Source organism: Flavobacterium akiainvivens (genome assembly GCF_001278115.1).
In the GTDB taxonomy this organism is placed as follows: Bacteria; Bacteroidota; Bacteroidia; order Flavobacteriales; family Flavobacteriaceae; genus Flavobacterium; species Flavobacterium akiainvivens.
Genome location: NZ_LIYD01000005.1, coordinates 407,429 through 427,164, shown reverse-complemented (window position 1 = coordinate 427,164; position 19,736 = coordinate 407,429). Strand labels below are relative to the sequence as shown.

Here is a 19,736-nt window from a genome sequence, read left to right as displayed (position 1 = left end):
CAAACCAAACTGCTATGAATCACAATGCTAAATCGCTGCGCCCGTTTATTGGCGCTAAAGACTTTGACCTGAGCCGGGCTTTTTACCGCGACCTGGGCTTTGAAGAGCATACCCTTGGGCCCGAAATGAGCGTGTTTTTAAGCAACGGCAACCCCACCTTTGCCTTTTACCTGCAACGCTATTACAGCGAAGACTGGGTAAACAACACCATGGTTTTTATGGAGGTTGACAACACCGAACGTTTTTACAACGAGCTGAAAGCCCTTGACCTGCCCGGCAAGTACCCGGGGGCGCGTGTAAGCCCCATACGTGTGCAGGAATGGGGATGCGAGTGCTTTGTGCACGACCCAAGCGGGGTGCTGTGGCATTTTGGCGAGTTTTTTAATTAATAGAACATTATATCATATCATTTATATGAGACAGGTTACAATAAATCAAATTGCCAATGCATTTATTCCAGCAAGGGAAATTACGGATGCAAAACTTTTTGCAGGAAGAGAAGCGCAAGTTAAAGACGCTTATTATGCTCTAAATACAGACGGAGCTAACATCGCCATTGTTGGAGGGAGAGGTATTGGAAAAAGCTCTTTAGCACGACAGATAATTAATATCGGACAAGGCAATAACGAAATACTGGATAAGCTTAATATATATCACGATGCAAAATTAGACTATCTAACAATCTATTTAGCTTGTGGAAATAATATAAAAACTATAGATGATCTTTTAAGGAGACTAATTACTACTAAAGAATGTCTTCTTGATTGGATTTATGATATAGCTTCTGCAAGAAAAGAATTAGGTAAATTTCAGTCAGGTTTAGATATTGGTGTTTTAAAAATTGGAGGAGATGATTCTGTTGAAAAAACCAGTATTCCATCGATATCATCTCATGAAATTGATGTAATATTCCAAAATATCATTAGTGAAATCTTAAAAGCTAAAATTACTAAAAATGGAATTTTAATAGTAGTTGATGAATTTGATCAAATTGATGATCCAAGTGGTTTTGCAAAGCTTCTAAAATCATTAGCTACTAACACACCAGGACTTAAATTTTGCATAGTCGGAGTAGCACAAGATATACAATATCTAATGAAAGAACATGGCAGTACTGATAGATTATTTGCTGGCAGTGTTATCAATTTGCCATCTATGAGTAATCCAGAATTAACCGAAATTATTAGAAATGCAGAGAACTCAATCAATGACCACATCAAATTTGATGATACTGCAACGAATAAATTAATTGATTTGGCCAACGGTCATCCATATATAGTACATTTAATTGGTAAACAAGCACTAAGAACTGCATATCTTGAGCCAAGACATGAACTTGATGAAAATTTTATCACGGATACTTTAAATGAGATTGCCGAAAAAGAGGCAGACCCTGTTTTAGAAGGCAGATACAAAAAGGCGGTAGCTTCATCTTATCAACGTGAGGGTGTATTAAAATCACTTGTAGAAGTTATTCAAAAGGATGGCGAAATACTTACCAGCGACGCCTACAAAGTTGCTATTGATTATGATATAGATAATCCAAGTCAATATGTTGGTCACTTAGTTAGTGATGAATATGGTGCCGAATTAATTAAAGTTCGTGATAGATATTATCGTTTTAAAGATAGTCTTTTCACAACATATGTAAAAGCAAGACCTTGGCTAACATCTAAAAAATAGCTGTAATGAAGCCGCCTTTACCGGGCGGCTTTTTTATCCCCATAAAACATTAACTAAAATGTAATAAAAAAAATTACATTACTTTTCCACTTTGGCACGCAAGTTGCATTATACTATATACAAGTCTCTGATTTGAGGTTTGTTAATAATTGGTTGGTTGGTTTGTTAAGCCCTGTATATTTCCACGTTTGAAATATCGGGGCTTTAACTTTTTACAGTGTTGCCTAATGCGCGCTGTGCCTGCAAAATATGGCGGTGGTGGTGGTGTACCATAAACCGCAGCGCATCCCCCAGGCGCAGTTTTATAAGGCTTGTAAATGTTACTGCAACACCCCTGTGGTTTAAATCGGCGTTAGCGGCATGTTGCAAAAACAAGATAAGCTGCCGCTGATTAGCGATAAACCGGTTTAGCACTTCCTGCCCATCTCCCAGATTTTCAGGTTCCATAGCAGCAAAGGTTTTCATTTTTTTGCCGTTTTCTTTGGGTATAATACTATTGACCAACATATTGCCAATTATCCCGCTGCTAAACTGCTGCCGGGCAGTACCGGCATTGGTTAAGGCTTTTTCAATTTCCGGCAGGTAAAAAACGGCATACAGGTTAAGGTGCTCCAGGCATTGCAGGGCGCTCCACGCCTCGGGTGCAGGGTTTTTAGCCAGGTTTTCCGCCGGTAGGCCTGCAAATGCCTCTATGGTTTGCAAGTCGTGCTGTGCAATATTTGTTAACTGAAGTAAAAGGGCTGAACTGTTTGTTTTCATTGATTGCTGATTGATGCTGCAAAGTTGCACACAACCCACCATGAAAACATTGACGGCAATCAAGATTTTTTAAGCCGCGACAGCGTTTCGGGTGCCATGCGCAGGTATGAGGCTATGTGGCGGTGCGGTATGTGCTGAAAAAGTTGTGGCGAACGCTGTAATACCCGTTCATAACGTTCACGGGGCGTGGCGGCAAGGAGGTCGGTTTCACGCTCAAGCAGGGCTGTTATGGTGTACCCCAGCATTTGGTTCCACAACTGTAAATGGGTTATATGGCTGTTTATAAAACGGTCGAAGTCGGCCTTTTTCATAACCATTAATTCGCTGGCGCGGATGGCCTGCACATCATAGACTGACGGCTTAGATGTAAGGAATGAGTCGAGCGCGGTAAATAGCGAACCTTCATAACCAAAACGTATGGTATTTTCGACTTCCGTGGTTTGGTGGTAAATGCGCAGGGCACCGCTTTTTACAAAGTAAATATCAGTATGCACATACCCGGCCACAGTAAGCACCTCGTTGCGTTTTAAGCGCAGTGTTTCCGGCTGCCATAACGGTACATCAAAACCGTCTATACGTGCCAGGAGCTGCCTTAAAACATCCATATACTACACTTCTGCCGGAAAATACAGGCTTATAACCGTGCCCACCCCCACCTGGCTGCTGGCCCTTATATAGCCGTTGTGGTTCTGCATTATTTTTTTGCACAATGCCAGCCCTACCCCACTGCCCTTAAACTCGGGCGAGGTATGCACACGGGTAAATATGTTAAACACCTGTTCTGCATACTGCTGCTCAAAGCCAATACCATTATCGGCCACGTGCACCACGCGGTACAGGGTTTTATCATCGGCATTATACGGTTGCAGCTCGTGGCTGCCTGTTATTTTTATAACCGGTTCGCGCTCCGGTGCTGCATATTTAATACTGTTGGCAAACAGGTTGCTTAAAAGCTGTTTAAGCAGGAAAGGCACACCCTCTACAAGCGGCAGGTTTTCAGCCCAAACGGATACTTTCTTTTCAGCAATAACCTCTGCCATGTCGCCTTTTACCTCCTCTACAAGCTCAACCATATTTACCTTTTCTTTGGCATCCTGCGAGTGCCTTAGCCTGGTGTATTTCAGGATATCTATAAGTAGTGTTTGCATACGGTTAGCCGAATCGTTCATGCGCTTAATGCTGTCCTGTACGTTAACCGGCATTTGCTCTTCCTTTACAAGGATGCGCGATGCTATAAGCTGTATTTTGCGCAGGGGCTCCTGAAGGTCGTGCGTGCTTATCCAGTTAATGTTTTCAAGCTCAGAATTGGTTTCGCGCAGCAGTTCGCTCAGGCGGCGGTATTTTTCTTCCTCAAGGGTTATGATAAGCAGGTTTATCTGGCGTTGCAGCGCGTGTGCATAAGAGGCCGCGGCATCAACCTCGGGCTGTAGCCAGGGCTTGCTCTTACACTCTACAAGCTGGTTCCACAACGCAAAAGAACGGCGTGGCGAAAGGCCTTTTTCATCCTTTTCTATTGATTTTGTAGGGTCGCCCGCCCAGTGCACCTCGGTTTTGGTTTCGGGCCTGAACCATATAATACAGTTATCGCTGTTCATATCGAGCGAATGGTATAATATGCCCGATGTTTTCTGGCACATATCTCTATGTTCGGGCAAAAAGTCTATGAGCTTATCAGTAACCAGCGTTGTGTTTTTGCTGTAGGTAGCTGCCCAGCTGGCCAGGCGCCTTATTTCTTCTGATTTTGGCGTGTGGCCGTTTTTGTAAATCTGGCCGTCAAAAAGCACCGCTACACCGGTAGCATTGGCAACTTTTAAAATATCAGGCGAAAACACCACCGAGTTTAAATCAGCCGCACGGTCCAGCTGAATGGCGTTCATTTTCTCAACGGCAATAGATGTATTTCGTGCCAGTTCATATTCTTCGCTGGCCTGGCGCACATCAATCTGCGATGTAATAAAGTGCCCCTGCAACTGTGCTGCAAGCCTAATTTCGGGAGTAAGGTTTTTAGGCGAATAATGGTGGCAGGCAATAAGCCCCCACAGTTTTTTCTTATAAATAAGCGATATGGTAAGCGTAGCCCCCACCCCCATGTTGTGCAGGTACTGCACGTGTATGGGCGATGTACTGCGGAGCACGCTAAGGCTCAGGTCTACGTTTTTATCGGCTGCATCATCAAGGGTATAAATGGGCACCGGGGTATAGTCTATATCTACAATAAGGCGCAGCAGGTTGCGCATATAAAGTTCACGCGCCTGTGCGGGTATATCGGTATGCGGATAATGCAGGCCAAGAAACGGCTCCAGGTCGGCGCGCACGCTTTCGGCAAACACTTCGCCGTTATAATCCTGGTCAAAGCGGTAAATCATTACGCGGTCATAACCGGTAATTTCGCGGGTACCATCGGCCACCAACTGGCACAAGCCCTTAAGCGAATGGGTATCGCTCATGTAGCTTAAAAACTGCGACGTTTGTACATACATTTCGCTGGGCAAAAGCTTTTGGAGTATAACAGGCTCTGCCTCAAACACAAAAATGCCGTTGCTGTTGTGCACGGTACACACAAAATCTACCCCGGCAAGGGTGGTGCGCAACAGTGTAGACGACAGCATTTTGCCACTCTCTACATAAGCCTTTAGTTCTGAAAAAGGTTCATTACCAAAGGCTTCTGCAAAGGTTTTACCCAACAGCTGGCTATGAAAAAGGCTAATGTACTCGGCGGTATTGGCACTGCAATAGTCTATTATAAAAGAACCTTCTTTAATACCCAGTAAAAAGCCGTGGGGCTGTATACTGCCGGGTATGTGTATGGGTTCCTGCTCGCAGTTTGTAAGGTTTACAATATCGCGGTTTACAATATCTTTTATTTCCATAAAGGCTGGGGGTCTGGTAGTATGTCTTTTTTAGATATTATTTGCCAAAGTGTGCCGCAATAGCATCATAGGCGTGGTTAGCACCTGCAATAATTTCGGCACCGGCATTGTTTTCGGCTTCAAAAGCGGTAAAAGGCGCTAAATAGCCTTTCCACATGCTGCCGGTTTGGCCACCGTAGCCAGAGAAGAATGCAGCACCGTTTTCGGCATCGTGGCCCAACGCGGTGTTTATGTTTTTAAGAATTACCCTTCCGCCCAGTGTAGAACCTTCTACCACATAAGCAACACCAAGTGCAAATGCAGGGGTAATGTTTTGTAAATTACCGGTAAGCACTTTTTGGTAACCGTCTTTAGCATGGCCTAAAAAAGCAAGGTCGGCCTCAATGTGGGCTACTTTTTTACGGGCATCAAGGTCAGTAATAACCGTGGCAATTAGAGGGAAGATGTTTTCTTCCACATCTTTAACCACATCGTGCATTAGGTTAAGGTAGTTGGCATATTCTGCATTTGTAATAGCAGGGTTTACTACCGATTCTGAAACCGGCAGGGCCTCAAGGGCGGTGTGCGACTGTGCAGTAAGGTTTCTAAGGTTTTCTAAAAAAAGCGGAGCTGTTGTTGTGTTTTCCATTATTAAAATTATAGGCTGTAAACAAAATTTTTATCGGTAGTTATAAAGCTTGGCCAGTTAATGCCCAGCACGTGCTCTATAGATTTTTTAAGGTTTTCGAATATACCCGACTTGGGTATGTAGTAGGTAGCGCCCAGCAGGCGGCTTTTTTCTATAGCGGCCTCATCGCGCGAGGTTGAAAACATTACAATAGGCAGTTCTTTATGCTCCCTCTGGCTGCGCAGGGCTTTAAGCACGTCAAACCCTGTCATGCCCGGCATATTTATGTCAAGCATTACAACATACGGGTGCGGCGGGGGGTTATCGAGCGCGTGCAGCAACTCAGGGCCATTGCTTTGGGTAACTACATGCCAGTCATCGCTTATGCTCCCTACTATCTCACGGAAGAACTCCAGGTCTTCCTGGTCGTCATCAGTATAAAATATGGTTAACTCGTTTTTCATTTTTACGGATTTTTAGGTGTTGGCGGCCTTGATAGCAAAGGTAGGCATTAAATACCGAAAAGTCTTTCAAAACCAAAATTTAACGTGAGGTAAGGTGAAGTGCAAAGGGTAAATATATCACTATTATTTGTGTTTTGTATTACAGCCTGATACAAGTTTGTTACAAAATGATGCATTGACACAATTTAATTTCACAAAGACTTGCAGAGGAGATATAAAAGTCACAAAATTTTACGTTTAGGTGGCTATAAAACTTTGTGTTAAAAATGTGCCGCAACCCAAAAAGATATCCCTGCATGGCACCTGCGGCATGGGCAATAGCGGAAAAATCTGTATCTTCACGCCGTTTTTTTATACAGGCTAACATTCCATACATGAAAAATATTAACAGGATACTGCCCCAATTGCTTGCTATTGGCGGTTTTATAGTGGTTGCGCTTATTTATTTTTACCCTGTGCTGCAGGGCAAACAGCTTTTTCAGAGCGATATTGCCCAGTATACCGGCATGGCCAAGGAAATGAACGATTTCCGTAAAGATACCGGCGAAGAGCCCTACTGGACCAACAATGCCTTTGGCGGTATGCCCACCTACCAGATGGGTGCCAAATACCCCCACAACTACATTAAGCAGCTGGACAGCGTTATCCGTTTCCTGCCCCGCCCGGCAGACTACCTTTTCCTGTATTTCCTGGGCTTTTTTGTACTGCTAAGGGTTCTTAAGATAGATACCTTAAAAGCATTTTTTGGGGCGCTGGCCTTTGGTTTCAGTACCTATATGATTGTAATATTAGGGGCCGGGCATAACGCCAAGGCCCACGCCATAGGCTATATGCCGCTTATTGTGGCGGGTATAATACTGGTATTCCGAAAACGCTATGTGGTGGGGGGGCTGCTCACACTTGTAGCCACAGCGCTCGAAATACAGGCCAACCACTTCCAGATGACCTACTACCTGCTGTTTTTACTGCTTATACTGGGCATTTATTATGTAGTGAAGATTGCCAAACAAAAAGACTACAAACACCTGGGTACATCAGTAGGTGTGTTTGCCGTGGCAGGCCTTGTGGCGCTGGGGCTTAATGCCGGGAGCCTTATGGCTACTGCCGAATACACTCCCTTTAGTAACCGTGGCAAGAGCGAGCTGAGCTTTAACCAGGACGGCAAGCAAAGCAGCGATGCCAGCATGGAATACAGCTATATTACCGAATACAGCTATGGTGTTGCCGAGAGTTTCGACCTTATATCGCCGCGCCTTTTTGGTGGCGGTAACCGCGAAAACGTGGGCGAAGACTCACATATGTATAACTTTATAAGCGAACTGGGTGCCAGCCCGAGCGAAGCCGCCGAATTTGCCGCAAACGTGCCTACCTACTGGGGCGACCAGCCTATTGTTGAGGCCCCGGCTTATATAGGCGCTATTGTATTCTTCCTTGCGGTATTTGCCCTTTTTGCCGATACCCGCAAGCTTAAATATGTTTTCCTTGGCGGTGCGGTATTATCGCTTATGCTGTCGTGGGGTAAGAATTTTGACCCGCTAACCAGCTTCTTTATCAACTATGTGCCGCTGTATGATAAGTTCAGGGCGGTATCATCCATACAGGTTATTTTAGAGCTGTGTATGCCAGCCCTTGCTTTTATGGGGCTGCAAACCTTCTTTAAAACCGAAAAAGACAAACAGTTTAAATACCTGTGGCAAAGCGCTGCCGTGGTACTGGGCATTTTTGTAGCGCTGATGGTACTTAAGGGCAGCTTTAGCTTTACAGGCCTTCGCGATGAAGAGTACCGCAAGGGCTATGGCGAAATGGGCAATTCTTTTGTTGATGCCCTGCGCCAGCAGCGTATGGATATGTATATGGCCGACCTGTGGCGTTCTATATTGCTTGTTGCAGCCGCTGCCGGTGTGCTGTTTGCCGCCAGCAGGCAAAAGCTTAGCGAAATGGCTGCGGTAATTGTACTGGGTGTGCTGCTTGTGGGCGACCTGTATTTTGTTGACCGTAACTATGTAAACGCCGAAGACTTTGTGGGCGCCATTAAAATGGAAAAACCGTTTGACGCTACCGTGGCCGACGAGATTGTGCGCAGGGACGAAGGGCATTTCCGTGTGTATGAACCGCAGGGAAGGCTACAGGGCCGCGCGTCTTACTTTCACCAGAGTGTGGGCGGCTACAGTGCTGTGCGCCCCCGCAGGATGGACCAGCTGTTTACCCACAATATTGAGAAGAACTTTGACAAGATTGATATAGACCCGCAAACCGGCCTGCTTAAAAAGCCGGTGCCAGTACTTGACCTGCTTAACGTAAAATATATGCTGCTGGGCGAAGAACAACCGCCGGTAACCAACCCGTTTGCCAATGGCCCGGCCTGGTTTGTAAGCAGCGTGAAGCCTGTAAATACGCCCGATGAGGAGTTTAAGGCGCTGGACAACCTAAACAGCAGGGATGTAGCGGTGGTAAACAAGGAGAAATTTGGCAAAGACATAGCCAAGACCTCTTTTGTTAAAGACAGCGCTGCTACTATTAAACTGGAATCTTATGAGCCTAACCATTTGGTTTATAACACTAACAATACTAACGATGGTCTTGCGGTATTTAGCGAAATGTACTACCCGTATGGCTGGAACACCTATATTGACGGCAAGCCTGCCACGCATTTCCAGGCTGATTATGTGCTACGCGCCATGAACGTGCCTGCCGGCAAACATAAAATTGAGTTTAAGTTTGAGCCACAGGTGGTTAAAACCGGCGGAACGATATCGCTTATAAGCTTTGTGGTGCTGCTTGGGCTTATTGGTGCGGGTGTGTGGTATGAAGCCCCCCGTCCCCCAAAGGGGGAGAAAGCCCAGGCTCCTAATTTAAAAGGATAAACCTCTAACCATAAAGAGTAAGATAAAGCTATATTATGGACAAGAGCGAGCAAATTCCCCCTTTGGGGGTTAGGGGGCTTAAAGTCCTCATAATAAGTTATTACTGGCCGCCTGCGGGTGGGCCGGGTGTGCAGCGCTGGCTTAAGTTTGTTAAGTACCTGCCGGGCTATGGCGTTGAGCCTGTGGTTTACATTCCTGAAAACCCTACCTACCCTTTGATAGACGAAGGCCTGCTGGCAGAAGTAAGCCCTGACACTACCATTATAAAACACAAGATAGTAGAGCCTTATGCATGGGCTTCGGCATTTAGCAAGGGCAGTACAAAGAAAATAAGCAGCGGTATTATTCCGAATAAAAAGAAACAGAGCGCCCTGCAAAAGCTGATGCTGTGGGTGCGCGGCAACCTTTTTATTCCGGATGCGCGGGTGCTTTGGGTTAAGCCATCAATAAAATACCTTACCCAATACATACAGGAAAACGGCATTGAAGTGGTTATTACCACCGGGCCGCCACACAGCCTGCACCTTATTGGCCTGGGCCTTAAAAAGCAGTTACCGGCAGTAAAATGGCTGGCTGATTTCCGCGACCCGTGGACTACCATTGGCTACCATAAGGAACTGAAATTATCGGCTTCGGCGGAAGCCAAACATAAAGCGCTGGAAAAAGAGGTGCTCAACACAGCCGATACCGTACTGGTAACCAGCCCCACCACAAAGCGAGAGTTTGAGGCGCTTACCCCCCGCCCCATTGCCGTAATTACCAACGGTTATGATGTGGAGAAGGTGGTTAAACAACCGCTTGACGCTACGTTTACGCTGGCGCATATAGGGTCGTTCTTATCAGAGCGCAACCCGCAGATACTATGGGAATCCATTGCCGAACTGATAGCAGAACAGGAAGCCTTTAAAGCCGCTTTTGAGCTGAAACTGATAGGTGCCGTGAGCCAGGAGGTGCTAAACAGCATTGCCGCCCACAACCTTAACGGGTATGTAAACAACCTGGGCTATGTTAGCCACGAAGAAGCGGTAATACAGCAGCGCAAGAGCCAGGTACTGCTACTGGTGGAGATTGACCGTGAGGAGACCAAATGTATTATACCCGGCAAGCTGTTTGAATACATGGTAAGCGAACGCCCCATTGTGGCCATTGGCCCCGGTGGTGCTGACTTTGCCGATATTATACGCACCACAAACACGGGGGTATTTGTTACCTACACCGAAAAGGACAGGCTGAAGCAAACCCTGCTCTCCTATTTTGAACACTACCAACAGGGAAGCCTGAAAAGCTACCCCATTGGCCTGCAGCAATTTTCAAGGAAAAGCCTTACGGGGCAACTGGCTGAATTGCTGAAATCTATGTAAATGAAACTGACTAAAAGAAATACCTTACTTGTTTTACTGCCACTATCGTGCATAATAGCAGCTATTTATGCCATAATCAACGATTGCCTGCTGTACCTGTTTTGCCCGGAGTTTTTTACCAAATTTAAGTTTATAGAATATGGCGTAAGGCAAAACATACCCGGATTAGAAACGGATACGGGTTTCCCTTTAACCGAAATTGCACAGGTTGCTATTATGGCCAGCTGGTGGATGGGCCTTATAATAGGCACTACCCTAACGGTGCTGTGCCTGCCCATTATTTGCCCTAAAACCCGGCTTATTACAATTGCCAAAGCTATGGGCATTACAACACTGGTTACGGCAGTAATATCCTTAACCGGCCTGGTGTTTGGAAAATTGTTCCTTACCGGTAAAAATATGCTGAATTTTGGCTACCTGCCAAATGGCCTGCAAAAACCGGACGACTTTATGATGGCCTTTAGCCTGCACAACTTTAGCTACATAGGCGCCATAACAGGTATGTTTGTAGCCAGCGTTTACATTATAAAGAAGAAGAAAAAACTAATGGCGTTTTAAACAAAGTAGAAAATTTCAAAATTCACGATATATCGTGAATTTTTTTTTAAAGCAAAACCCCGAAACGGATGTTTCGGGGTTGTTAGTTTTTTGCAACTTCAGGTGACGGATTTCAGAACCTGAATTTTGGACTTTATGACTTTTGACCTTCGACTTTAGAAATGAATTTCAAACTCCAAAAGTGAAATATTAAGCACTTTTTGTTATGACTTTGTAAGGTTTAGCTTACTATTGTTTCTGCCGTATATAAAGTAAATTACAAGGCCTATAACCAGCCATGCACCAAACCACATCCAGTTAGAGGCTGCCATACCGGTTAGCAGGTAGCAGCATGACACAAGCCCCAGTAACGGTATGAGTGACAGCTGCTTAACGAAGGCCAGCACCGCCATAACTATACAAAGCACGAAAAACGCTACCATAGAAACATTTGTGGTAAGGGCATCTCCCGAAAAATCAAAGGTATCTGTAAAGAAATTGGGGAATGCGTATTGCACTATGCCTGAAGCTATTACAATCAAAACAGGGAATATAAACCTCGAATTGATGTACGGAATCCTGAATTTGCCCTTGGTTTTAGACTCGGCCTCCTCCTCTTCGCTCCTTGGCGACAGCATTAGTACCCCGCCACACACCAAAACGAAGGCGAACAGGGTGCCAATGCTCGTAAAATCAAGCACAAAGGTTTCATCTGTAAAGAAAATAGGCAGGCCAACCACTATACCTGTAACAATTGTTGCAAAGCCAGGGGTCTTGTATTTAGGATGTATCTTGCTGAATTTCTGGGGCATAAGTCCATCACGGCTCATAGTCATCCAGATACGTGGCTGCCCCAACTGGAACACCAGCATAACACTGGTCATGGCCACTACAGCAGCTATAGAAACAATGAACAGCATCCACTTAACTCCCTTAAGTTCAAATATTTCCGCAAGCGGGTCGGTTACGCCAAGTTGTGTATAAGACACCATACCGGTGAGCACAAGCGCCAGGATAATATACAGCACCGTACATATTACAAGGCTGTAAATCATGCCTTTAGGCAGGTCGCGCTGCGGGTTTTTAGATTCTTCGGCAAGGGTTGAAACGGCATCAAAACCAATGTAGGCAAAGAAAACCGCTGATACTCCGGCCATTACACCACTAAAGCTATTAGGCATAAAGGGTGTCCAGTTATCAATATCTATATAAAATGCACCAACTACTATTACAAGCAAGACAATCAGCAACTTAACAACCACCATGGCATTACTAAAGTTCTTAGACTCTTTAGTGCCGCGGTATACTAAGTAGGTAATAATCACATTGATAAACACCGCAGGCAGGTCAAAAATAATACGCAGGCTACCCAGCATTGGGGCGTTTTGCCAGGCGTTAAAGCCTTCTCCTGGTTTATTTTCAAGAAAGTTACGGTGGGCTTCGGTATAGTTAATCGTCAGCCATTCAGGCAGATGTATATGGAATGACTCTAAAAGCTTGGTAAAATAACCGCTCCAGCTAAAGGCAATATAGATGTTGCCTATAGAATATTCCATAATAAGCGCCCAGCCTATAATCCAGGCAAATAGCTCACCAAAAGACACATAGGCATAGGTATAGGCACTACCCGAAACCGGTACACGGCTGGCAAATTCAGCATAGCACATGGCAGTAAAACCACAGGCTATGGCACATATTATATACAGTAATATAACACCGGGGCCTCCTGTAAAACAGGCATTGCCAATGGCGCTAAACGTGCCCCCGCCAATGATGGCCGCAATACCAAAGAAGGTTAAATCCCTAACCGACAAAACTTTATGAAGTCCCCCATGTTCGCCATCGCCGCCCTGCTGGAGTATTTTACTAATAGGTTTTGTACGGAAAAGGTCTTTAAATGCCATTCTAAGTGTCGCGTTTTATGGTTTTGAACAAATATAGAAACTTAAATTAAAAAAGTGCAGGTTATTTGCATAATTCAAAATTATTCTTTAAATTCTATATAATAGATTTTTTCTATCATAAAATAGATAAAGATGATGGATATCATCTGCCTTAATGTAAGTACTATCCTATTTTTGCAATACAGAAAAAGTAAATAATTAACTTAATAATACACAACATGGCTTTAGTAGGAAAAAAATTCCCAAACATTACCGTAGACGCAATTTCTGAAATGGGTGACAACCTGAAAATCAATGTTTATGAAGAGGCGGTAAACAACAAAAAGAAAGTGCTACTATTTTGGTACCCTAAAGACTTTACCTTTGTTTGCCCTACAGAACTTCACGCTTTCCAGGCTGCCCTTGGCGAGTTTGAAAAACGTAACACTATTGTAATAGGCGCTTCTTGCGATACTAACGAAGTACACTTTGCATGGTTAAACACTGCAAAAGATAACGGTGGTATTGAAGGTGTTACATACCCTCTTATTGCTGATACTACCCGCAACCTTAGCAACGTGCTTGGCATTCTTGATGTTGAATCTTCTGAGTATAACGATGAGCTTGACACTGTGCTTATTACAGGTTCTAACGTTACTTACCGCGCTACTTACCTTGTAGATGAAGACGGTAAAATATTCCACGAAAGCGTAAACGATATGCCGCTTGGCCGTAACGTAAACGAATACCTAAGGCTGATTGACGCTTACACCCACGTGCAGGTTAAAGGCGAAGTTTGCCCGGCTAACTGGGAAGAAGGCAAAGAAGCAATGACTGCAGACCGTGCCGGTGTAGCTTCTTACCTTGCATCTAACTAATTAATAATCAACACAAAACCATCATGTTACAAGAATTAAATAAAGACAACCTTGCAGAGATTGTTGCAGGAGAGCCGGTTGTTGTAGTACAATACTCGGCAGGATGGTGCGGCAACTGTAGGATCATGAAGCCAAAATTTAAAAAAATGGCTACTGAAAATGAGAATGTTACATTTATAATTGCAGATGCCGAAAACTTTCCTGAATCGCGCAAGCTGGCCAAGGTAGACAACCTGCCCACTTTTGCAACTTTTAGGAATGGTGCCCTGGTTAATCAGGTACAAACAAACAAAGTAGAAATCTTAACCGACCTTGTAAATGAAGTTACCAGTAATTAAGCACCTTACAGAGTTTATAGAACAAAATGACCAGGACTATATTATTGAAGCCCTGGAGGTTCTGGAAGCCCTTACTGAGGTACCCTCTTTAAAAGATGAGGAGCTTGATGTTGTAGCCGAGCTTATATCTAATATGTATGGCGCGCTTGAGGTAAACAAAATGATAAAAGACGGCCTGAGCAAAAAAGAGGCGCTAAATGCTTTTATGATGCGCGTTCTTGGAGCTATAGATAAAAACTAAGAGTTTTTTATAATTTGGTTAAAAATTGCGCCTCCGGAAACGGGGGCGTTTTTTATATTACTGAAAATGAGGCCTGATATACCTTTTTGGGATATTTTGCAGCAAAGCCATACAGCAATTGCATAATGTAACCATTACTTTTATAAGGTGTTACATATTCCTTTACCTCGTCTGGTTGGGAAAAAGCTACATCGGCAGCAACATAACCCATGCCATAAAAACGGCCGTTTTCTACCCAGATACAGCTGCGCTCATCGGCTGTACGGCCTTTATCTATAATGGCAAAACTGGGCTTTTCCTGTAAAAGTGATGTTATTGCACTATTAACCTGATGATTATGCAAATCAACATCAGGCAAATCCATAAGCCCATGGCCTTTATAAGCCTCTTCATCAGATGGGCGGCCGTATTTGCAAAACCTGTAGTCTATAGTATATTTTTCGGCAAGGGTGCGCAACAGGTTAATACCCTCATATTCTGAGTGAAAGGTTTCTATACACTCCTGGTTTTTAGCAAGTTTACCTACTGCAAGGTATTTATAGCCACTTCGCGCTTCATATTGGTACAGGCCAAATTTAGCGTCAAACCGCTTAAGGGCAGTATTGTAAACCGGCCAAAGCTTCTTGATTTCAGTACATTCCAATAGTAATGCCATAAGCTCGGTAGCGCATACTTCAAACGAAATTCCATAAATATCCCGAAGAAAATTTTGCCGCTGGGCCGTAACCTTATGCCCGCTAAAGTGCGATGCCACACGCTTTTTAAGGTTAACCGCCTTGCCCACATATACCACCTTGCGCTCGCGGTTATAAAAGTAATATACACCGGGGTTTTCGGGCAGCTGCTCAAAGTCGGCCGGAGGTAAATTGGGTGGAAGCCGCTGATCCTGAGACGCTTTTTTGAGCATTTTTTCTATCTCACCCTCAGTATCCCAAGCCAGTAACTGTTTGAATAGTATTGCGGTAGCATTAACATCTCCCCCTGCCCTGTGCTGCCTTTCTATGGGTATACTTAACGAGCGGCACAGGTTGCCCAGGCTGTAAGAATGCAGGCCCGGCCTTACCTTTCGGGTAGCGCGTACTGTACAGAGCTTGCGGGCTGTGAATTTAAACCCTGCCTGCTCCAGCTGGTGGCGAATAAACGAGTAGTCAAAATTAACGTTATGCGCCACAAATACCCTCCCGTCAAGCAGTTGGAATACCTGTTCTGCTATATCATCAAACATCGGAGCATGGCGCACCATTTCATTAGTAATTCCCGTAAGGGCAAAAATGGGCAGGGGTATTTCTTTTTCAGGGTTTACAAGGGTTTCAAAACGGCTGAGTTCAGTAATTCCATCGTGAATTACAATAGCAATTTCGGTTATACGGCTACCGGCGGCATTGCCGCCTGTGGTTTCGATATCTACTATTGCATATTCCCTTTTCATTGCATCTTAAGCTGAATGCCAAAAATAGAAAAAACCTTTAAATACTTAAATTTAAAGGTTTAGCTTTTTATGAACGAAGAGTATTACAGTTTTATCTCCCCGGTATCTTTAGCGGCTGTTAATGCCGATGATAGTGGTATTACCGATATTTTAGAGCGTATAAAGCTGTTGCTGCTCTCAAAAGGCACTTTTATATCATACGGAACATCGGTACCGCGCAACAGTGTGCCGTTCTGGCGGAACAACTCATCATCTTTATTCTTTTTGAGCCTGTCGGCTATAATAAGGGCAAGGTCGCCCAAAACCCTCCCTGCCGTGGCAAAACCCGGGTTAGCCGCCAACAGTGCCGCAGCGCCGTTTTTAGCGGCCTCACTTTGTATAATTTCCTGGATGGCTTCGCCCAGGCTGCGCATATCGCTGTCGCTTTCCATATATAAAACGCTGTAGGCCACAAATTCGCCCGGATTGGCAGGGCCATAAATAAGGTGCCCCTGACCGCCAAAGTTTACAATATCGCCTTTTTTTACATTAGGAAAAGGCAACACGTTAAAATCTATGGCCGGGTTATTAGCGCCATTTTGGTCTATAGCCATAGAAACAATATATGGCTCAGAATAACGAAAAGGCCAGTCTGGGTTCTTTTTTAGCTCGAATTCGTCAATTACAATGGCAATTTTGTCATTTACAGGGTCAAAAGCCTGCTCGGTAACTAAAAATTCGCTAACGGAAAAATTCATATTATAGTAATTTAAAATAGTTGTTGCTTTACTTTAACGATACTTTTTACATGATAGTCTACAACGCGCTGCCTTCCTGCTTTTGTCATTAACAGGTTTTTGCATTCGTCTTCGTTATCCATAAAAAAGTTCTCTGTTAATATAGCAGGCATTTTGGTGTTTTTAATCACATAAAAATTAGCTTCCTTATCAGGGTCGCCATCGCTTAAATCGGCCCTGAACTTCCGCTCAGGGAATACCTCTTTATACACCCCTGCAAAAACGGTAGCTATACTATCGCTCTTTGTCTGGCCGGGCGTGGTAAATATCTCTGAGCCCGTACCTCCGCCGGCATTAGAGTGCACGCTAACATAAAAGCATGGCGAACCGTAGTAGCTGTTTGCACGCTTTACCCTTTCTTCAAGCGTAATATCTGTATACTCCGGCGCTATATTTACATAAGGTATTTTAAGGACTGTAAGCTGCTCTATAATACCGTTTACAATAGCGCGATTAAACTCGCCTTCAAAAAGCTGGCTGCCGTCTGCCCAAATGGGGCTGCGTTTGCCGGGCGTTTGATAAACACCGTTTATCAGGCCGCCATGTCCGTTATCAAGTAATACAATCATGTTGGTTGGTTTTTGTTGGTTATATTTTAGTAAACCGGCACAGGTAAGGAGTATGCCTTGTACCAAATTTACTGTTTTTAACCTTCTAAACCACTAACTGTCATTAAATTATCGATAACATTCATACAACGGCTTATAAACGGTACTTACTGTTAAATCATTATCCCTGTACCCTGCTGCGTATTTCAGCCAGGCTTTGGTCTACCAGCAATGTCCCATCGCGGAATACTTCCTTCAGTTCGCCGGTGCGCTCTTCCTCCCAGCTAACCTGGTCAATAAGAGTGTATGCGCCGTTTTCTTTTACAATTTTAATAAGCCCCTTAGCCGATTTTTTAGTACCGTCATCAGTAACCGGATCTTTAAATATCTCGCGACCCTGGCCGTTTACCTCGCCATAGGTAGCTTTCATGGCAAAACCAAAGGTATCGCGTGTGTTGTACTGGTAGGTGTAAGAACCTATACCCAGCACTACATTGGTACTTGCAAAACCTTTTGCCTTAAGCCTTTCGCAAATATCTATGGCACGGGCTATGGTTATGCTATCGCCATAAATAGCCCCAATTTGCGGAATCAGTTCCCTGTAACCTTTACTGTTGGTGCTGCCGCCAAAGGTATCCCAAAGCAGTTCTACAACGCCTTTTTGCTCTTCTACGGTTTTACCATTTGGGTTACCGCATAATATATCTACCGGGTCTCCGCTATCAGGGCGTACCACCACTTTACCATCGCGGCCTGCAATAACATCTTTAAGGCGTGGCAGGTAATCGGTAAGTACTTTCCACAAGTCCCACGTATCGCTAACAATTGATACAATACCTTTAGGATAAACATCACATATCAGCCTTTTAAATGTTTCAAATTCGCCCTCATTAGTGCCCATACACATTACAGAGTGCTCTGTGGCAGCAACCGAGCCTGCCACCAGCTCTGTATCGCTATTGGCGTTATAGTATTCTTCCAAAAAGTCTATTGCCGGTATCGTATCGGTGCCTGTAAAGCTTAAGAGGTGGCCTGCAGCAGAGCTAACCGCCGCCTCTATGCCCGCCATGCCGCGCATACTAAAGTCGTGCCCCTGCCAGTTTACAAACTCCGGCACAGATGATGTTTCGGCTGCATAGGCATCAAGCACACTGCGGTAGCGCGCTGCTATTGTGGCTGATGTGCACGGCATCCATACCACGGCAGAAAGTAAGGTTTCGAAATAATTGGTTAACCAGAAAAACTCCGGCAGTGTATTGTACATGGTAAACATAGGTACACGCACCGGCACCTTTGCGCCTTCGGGCAATGCTTTAAACACCATGGGTATATAACCTAAATCGTGCAGGGCCGCTATATGATCTGAGCCTACCTGGTTTTCGCCAAGGTAATTGTTTATACGGCGGGCATAGCGTGCCACTACCTCATCTTTAGGGCGGCTGAAGAAATCACGCTCAAAATCCTGTAGTATGTATTTTTTAATGAAGTACTGCAAACCAAAAAACACTACCTCTTCTGCACCTTCAATGCGTGATTTTCTGGGTGTCCAGTTGCTGTATACAAGTGTGGTGCCATCAGGGTACTGCCTGCGGTGGTCTGTTTTATATCCGTCTGTTAAAAGTAGTGGGTTCATATAGAAGTAGTTTTGAGATTGGTTTAATTAAAATGAAAGCTGTATTTGCCTAACCACAGGATGGTTTACATCTCGGAAAGAGTTTGTGGTAAAAATGGTTTCAAATGACTGCGCAAGTACATCAAAACCTTTACTGAAGATACCGTGGCTAACAGCAAGGTATAGTTTTCCGGCATTTTTGGCCTTTAAGGCTTCGGCAAGTCCGGTAAAGGTGCCGCCGCCATCGCTAATATCGTCTACAATAAGGCAATCAGCGCCTGCAAGGTCTTCTTCATATACTTTAAATCCGCCTAATTTGCCCGTAGCCACATCACGGCTTTTGCCGCATTCGGTAACATCATGCACACCCAGGTAGGCCGAAAGCTTGTATATTTTCTTTAGTGCCCCACCATCCGGCGCTATAAGCTTAACAGGGCTGCCAATAAGCTGTATTACCTGGCTTATAAAAGCATGGTTACTGATTACCTCAACATTATCAAGAAGTGCCGGTGCAACATCGCTATGCGGGTCGAATATGGTTACCTTGCCAAAACCAAGGCTGTTGATTATAGTAGCATATACTTTTACCGTAAGCGGCTCCCCGGGCACCATAACCCTGTCCTGCCTTGCCCCCGGAAAATAAGGTATACAAAGGTTTATGCAGGTTACACCCATGCGCCTAAGGGCATCGGCCGCTATACAAACCTCCCCTAACGCGTTAAAACTGTTAAGACGGTGTGTAATGGTTACAATTTGTGATGTATCAAAATGCTCCTCAATTTTTATGTGAGGTTCGCCACCATAAAATGTAAATGTTTTATGAGGCAGCGCAGTAGCAGTGTAAGGTGTAAAATTGGGGTCTAAATTTAGCGTAAACATAAGAATT

At 44.5% G+C, this 19,736-nt stretch carries 19 protein-coding genes; 8 read left to right on the top strand and 11 right to left on the bottom strand.

Annotated elements, in window-relative coordinates; all coding sequences use genetic code 11:
* Nucleotides 1–14 precede the first annotated feature (14 nt).
* Both AM279_RS01810 and AM279_RS01805 read left to right on the top strand, forming a co-directional pair.
* Complete coding sequence (locus AM279_RS01810) at nt 15–389, top strand: VOC family protein (protein ID WP_054405961.1); 375 nt, start codon at nt 15–17, stop codon at nt 387–389.
* A 25-nt stretch (nt 390–414) separates the two neighbouring features.
* Nucleotides 415–1,683 (top strand): ATP-binding protein, encoded by a 1,269-nt coding sequence (locus AM279_RS01805; protein WP_054405960.1) that lies wholly within the window; start codon nt 415–417, stop codon nt 1,681–1,683.
* 204 nt (nt 1,684–1,887) lie between these two features.
* On the opposite strand, the gene AM279_RS01800 is transcribed toward AM279_RS01805, so the two are convergent.
* Genes AM279_RS01800 through AM279_RS01780 form a run of 5 tightly spaced genes read right to left on the bottom strand, consistent with a single transcriptional unit; the run spans nt 1,888 to nt 6,383 of the window.
* Complete coding sequence (locus tag AM279_RS01800; protein ID WP_054405959.1) at nt 1,888–2,442, bottom strand: DinB family protein; 555 nt, start codon at nt 2,440–2,442, stop codon at nt 1,888–1,890.
* A 59-nt stretch (nt 2,443–2,501) separates the two neighbouring features.
* Nucleotides 2,502–3,047, bottom strand: a complete 546-nt coding sequence (locus AM279_RS01795; protein ID WP_074961483.1) for a Crp/Fnr family transcriptional regulator — start codon at nt 3,045–3,047, stop codon at nt 2,502–2,504.
* Nucleotides 3,048–3,050: 3 nt separating this feature from the next.
* Complete coding sequence (locus AM279_RS01790) at nt 3,051–5,312, bottom strand: ATP-binding protein (protein ID WP_054405958.1); 2,262 nt, start codon at nt 5,310–5,312, stop codon at nt 3,051–3,053.
* Nucleotides 5,313–5,349: 37 nt separating this feature from the next.
* Nucleotides 5,350–5,940 (bottom strand): biliverdin-producing heme oxygenase, encoded by a 591-nt coding sequence (locus AM279_RS01785; RefSeq protein ID WP_054405957.1) that lies wholly within the window; start codon nt 5,938–5,940, stop codon nt 5,350–5,352.
* Nucleotides 5,941–5,948: 8 nt separating this feature from the next.
* On the bottom strand, nt 5,949–6,383 hold the full coding sequence (locus AM279_RS01780) for a response regulator (protein WP_054405956.1): 435 nt from the start codon (nt 6,381–6,383) through the stop codon (nt 5,949–5,951).
* A 374-nt stretch (nt 6,384–6,757) separates the two neighbouring features.
* Here AM279_RS01780 and AM279_RS01775 point away from each other — a divergent pair, with 374 nt between their 5' ends.
* The 3 genes from AM279_RS01775 to AM279_RS01765 are packed head-to-tail and all read left to right on the top strand — an operon-like array spanning nt 6,758 to nt 11,166.
* Complete coding sequence (locus tag AM279_RS01775) at nt 6,758–9,247, top strand: YfhO family protein (RefSeq protein WP_054410064.1); 2,490 nt, start codon at nt 6,758–6,760, stop codon at nt 9,245–9,247.
* 35 nt (nt 9,248–9,282) lie between these two features.
* Nucleotides 9,283–10,608, top strand: a complete 1,326-nt coding sequence (locus tag AM279_RS01770; RefSeq protein WP_054405955.1) for a glycosyltransferase family 4 protein — start codon at nt 9,283–9,285, stop codon at nt 10,606–10,608.
* Nucleotides 10,609–11,166: a hypothetical protein gene (locus AM279_RS01765; RefSeq protein ID WP_054405954.1), complete on the top strand. Its 558-nt coding sequence runs from the start codon at nt 10,609–10,611 to the stop codon at nt 11,164–11,166.
* Nucleotides 11,167–11,369: 203 nt separating this feature from the next.
* On the opposite strand, the gene AM279_RS01760 is transcribed toward AM279_RS01765, so the two are convergent.
* Complete coding sequence (locus tag AM279_RS01760) at nt 11,370–13,049, bottom strand: amino acid permease (protein ID WP_082344162.1); 1,680 nt, start codon at nt 13,047–13,049, stop codon at nt 11,370–11,372.
* A gap of 218 nt (nt 13,050–13,267) precedes the next feature.
* Here AM279_RS01760 and AM279_RS01755 point away from each other — a divergent pair, with 218 nt between their 5' ends.
* Genes AM279_RS01755 through AM279_RS01745 form a run of 3 tightly spaced genes read left to right on the top strand, consistent with a single transcriptional unit; the run spans nt 13,268 to nt 14,485 of the window.
* Nucleotides 13,268–13,906, top strand: a complete 639-nt coding sequence (locus AM279_RS01755) for a peroxiredoxin (RefSeq protein ID WP_054405953.1) — start codon at nt 13,268–13,270, stop codon at nt 13,904–13,906.
* Between the two features lie 23 nt (nt 13,907–13,929).
* Complete coding sequence (locus tag AM279_RS01750) at nt 13,930–14,244, top strand: thioredoxin family protein (protein ID WP_054405952.1); 315 nt, start codon at nt 13,930–13,932, stop codon at nt 14,242–14,244.
* Nucleotides 14,225–14,485 carry a DUF6952 family protein gene (locus tag AM279_RS01745; RefSeq protein WP_054405951.1) on the top strand — a complete coding sequence of 87 codons (261 nt, stop codon included), beginning with the start codon at nt 14,225–14,227 and terminating at the stop codon, nt 14,483–14,485. The genes AM279_RS01750 and AM279_RS01745 overlap by 20 nt, the downstream gene beginning before the upstream one ends.
* Before the next feature lie 52 nt (nt 14,486–14,537).
* On the opposite strand, the gene AM279_RS01740 is transcribed toward AM279_RS01745, so the two are convergent.
* The 5 genes from AM279_RS01740 to prs all read right to left on the bottom strand — a co-directional run bounded on the left by AM279_RS01740 (nt 14,538) and on the right by prs (nt 19,729).
* A complete protein-coding gene (locus AM279_RS01740) occupies nt 14,538–15,914 on the bottom strand; it encodes an exonuclease domain-containing protein (RefSeq protein ID WP_054405950.1) in 1,377 nt (458 codons plus the stop codon).
* A gap of 83 nt (nt 15,915–15,997) precedes the next feature.
* A complete protein-coding gene (locus tag AM279_RS01735; protein ID WP_054405949.1) occupies nt 15,998–16,651 on the bottom strand; it encodes a hypothetical protein in 654 nt (217 codons plus the stop codon).
* Between the two features lie 11 nt (nt 16,652–16,662).
* Nucleotides 16,663–17,259, bottom strand: coding sequence for an N-acetylmuramoyl-L-alanine amidase (locus AM279_RS01730; protein ID WP_054410060.1), 597 nt, complete (start codon nt 17,257–17,259; stop codon nt 16,663–16,665).
* Between the two features lie 160 nt (nt 17,260–17,419).
* Complete coding sequence (locus AM279_RS01725; protein WP_054405948.1) at nt 17,420–18,871, bottom strand: nicotinate phosphoribosyltransferase; 1,452 nt, start codon at nt 18,869–18,871, stop codon at nt 17,420–17,422.
* Nucleotides 18,872–18,898: 27 nt separating this feature from the next.
* On the bottom strand, nt 18,899–19,729 hold the full coding sequence (gene prs / locus AM279_RS01720) for a ribose-phosphate diphosphokinase (RefSeq protein ID WP_054410058.1): 831 nt from the start codon (nt 19,727–19,729) through the stop codon (nt 18,899–18,901).
* Nucleotides 19,730–19,736: the final 7 nt, after the last annotated feature.

Coding starts and splice junctions, on each gene's coding strand:
- AM279_RS01810 (WP_054405961.1), top strand. CDS start 15: ATGAATCACAATGCTAAATCGCTGCGCCCGTTTATTGGCGCTAAAGAC.
- AM279_RS01805 (WP_054405960.1), top strand. CDS start 415: ATGAGACAGGTTACAATAAATCAAATTGCCAATGCATTTATTCCAGCA.
- AM279_RS01800 (WP_054405959.1), bottom strand. CDS start 2,442: ATGAAAACAAACAGTTCAGCCCTTTTACTTCAGTTAACAAATATTGCA.
- AM279_RS01795 (WP_074961483.1), bottom strand. CDS start 3,047: ATGGATGTTTTAAGGCAGCTCCTGGCACGTATAGACGGTTTTGATGTA.
- AM279_RS01790 (WP_054405958.1), bottom strand. CDS start 5,312: ATGGAAATAAAAGATATTGTAAACCGCGATATTGTAAACCTTACAAAC.
- AM279_RS01785 (WP_054405957.1), bottom strand. CDS start 5,940: ATGGAAAACACAACAACAGCTCCGCTTTTTTTAGAAAACCTTAGAAAC.
- AM279_RS01780 (WP_054405956.1), bottom strand. CDS start 6,383: ATGAAAAACGAGTTAACCATATTTTATACTGATGACGACCAGGAAGAC.
- AM279_RS01775 (WP_054410064.1), top strand. CDS start 6,758: ATGAAAAATATTAACAGGATACTGCCCCAATTGCTTGCTATTGGCGGT.
- AM279_RS01770 (WP_054405955.1), top strand. CDS start 9,283: ATGGACAAGAGCGAGCAAATTCCCCCTTTGGGGGTTAGGGGGCTTAAA.
- AM279_RS01765 (WP_054405954.1), top strand. CDS start 10,609: ATGAAACTGACTAAAAGAAATACCTTACTTGTTTTACTGCCACTATCG.
- AM279_RS01760 (WP_082344162.1), bottom strand. CDS start 13,049: ATGGCATTTAAAGACCTTTTCCGTACAAAACCTATTAGTAAAATACTC.
- AM279_RS01755 (WP_054405953.1), top strand. CDS start 13,268: ATGGCTTTAGTAGGAAAAAAATTCCCAAACATTACCGTAGACGCAATT.
- AM279_RS01750 (WP_054405952.1), top strand. CDS start 13,930: ATGTTACAAGAATTAAATAAAGACAACCTTGCAGAGATTGTTGCAGGA.
- AM279_RS01745 (WP_054405951.1), top strand. CDS start 14,225: ATGAAGTTACCAGTAATTAAGCACCTTACAGAGTTTATAGAACAAAAT.
- AM279_RS01740 (WP_054405950.1), bottom strand. CDS start 15,914: ATGAAAAGGGAATATGCAATAGTAGATATCGAAACCACAGGCGGCAAT.
- AM279_RS01735 (WP_054405949.1), bottom strand. CDS start 16,651: ATGAATTTTTCCGTTAGCGAATTTTTAGTTACCGAGCAGGCTTTTGAC.
- AM279_RS01730 (WP_054410060.1), bottom strand. CDS start 17,259: ATGATTGTATTACTTGATAACGGACATGGCGGCCTGATAAACGGTGTT.
- AM279_RS01725 (WP_054405948.1), bottom strand. CDS start 18,871: ATGAACCCACTACTTTTAACAGACGGATATAAAACAGACCACCGCAGG.
- prs (WP_054410058.1), bottom strand. CDS start 19,729: ATGTTTACGCTAAATTTAGACCCCAATTTTACACCTTACACTGCTACT.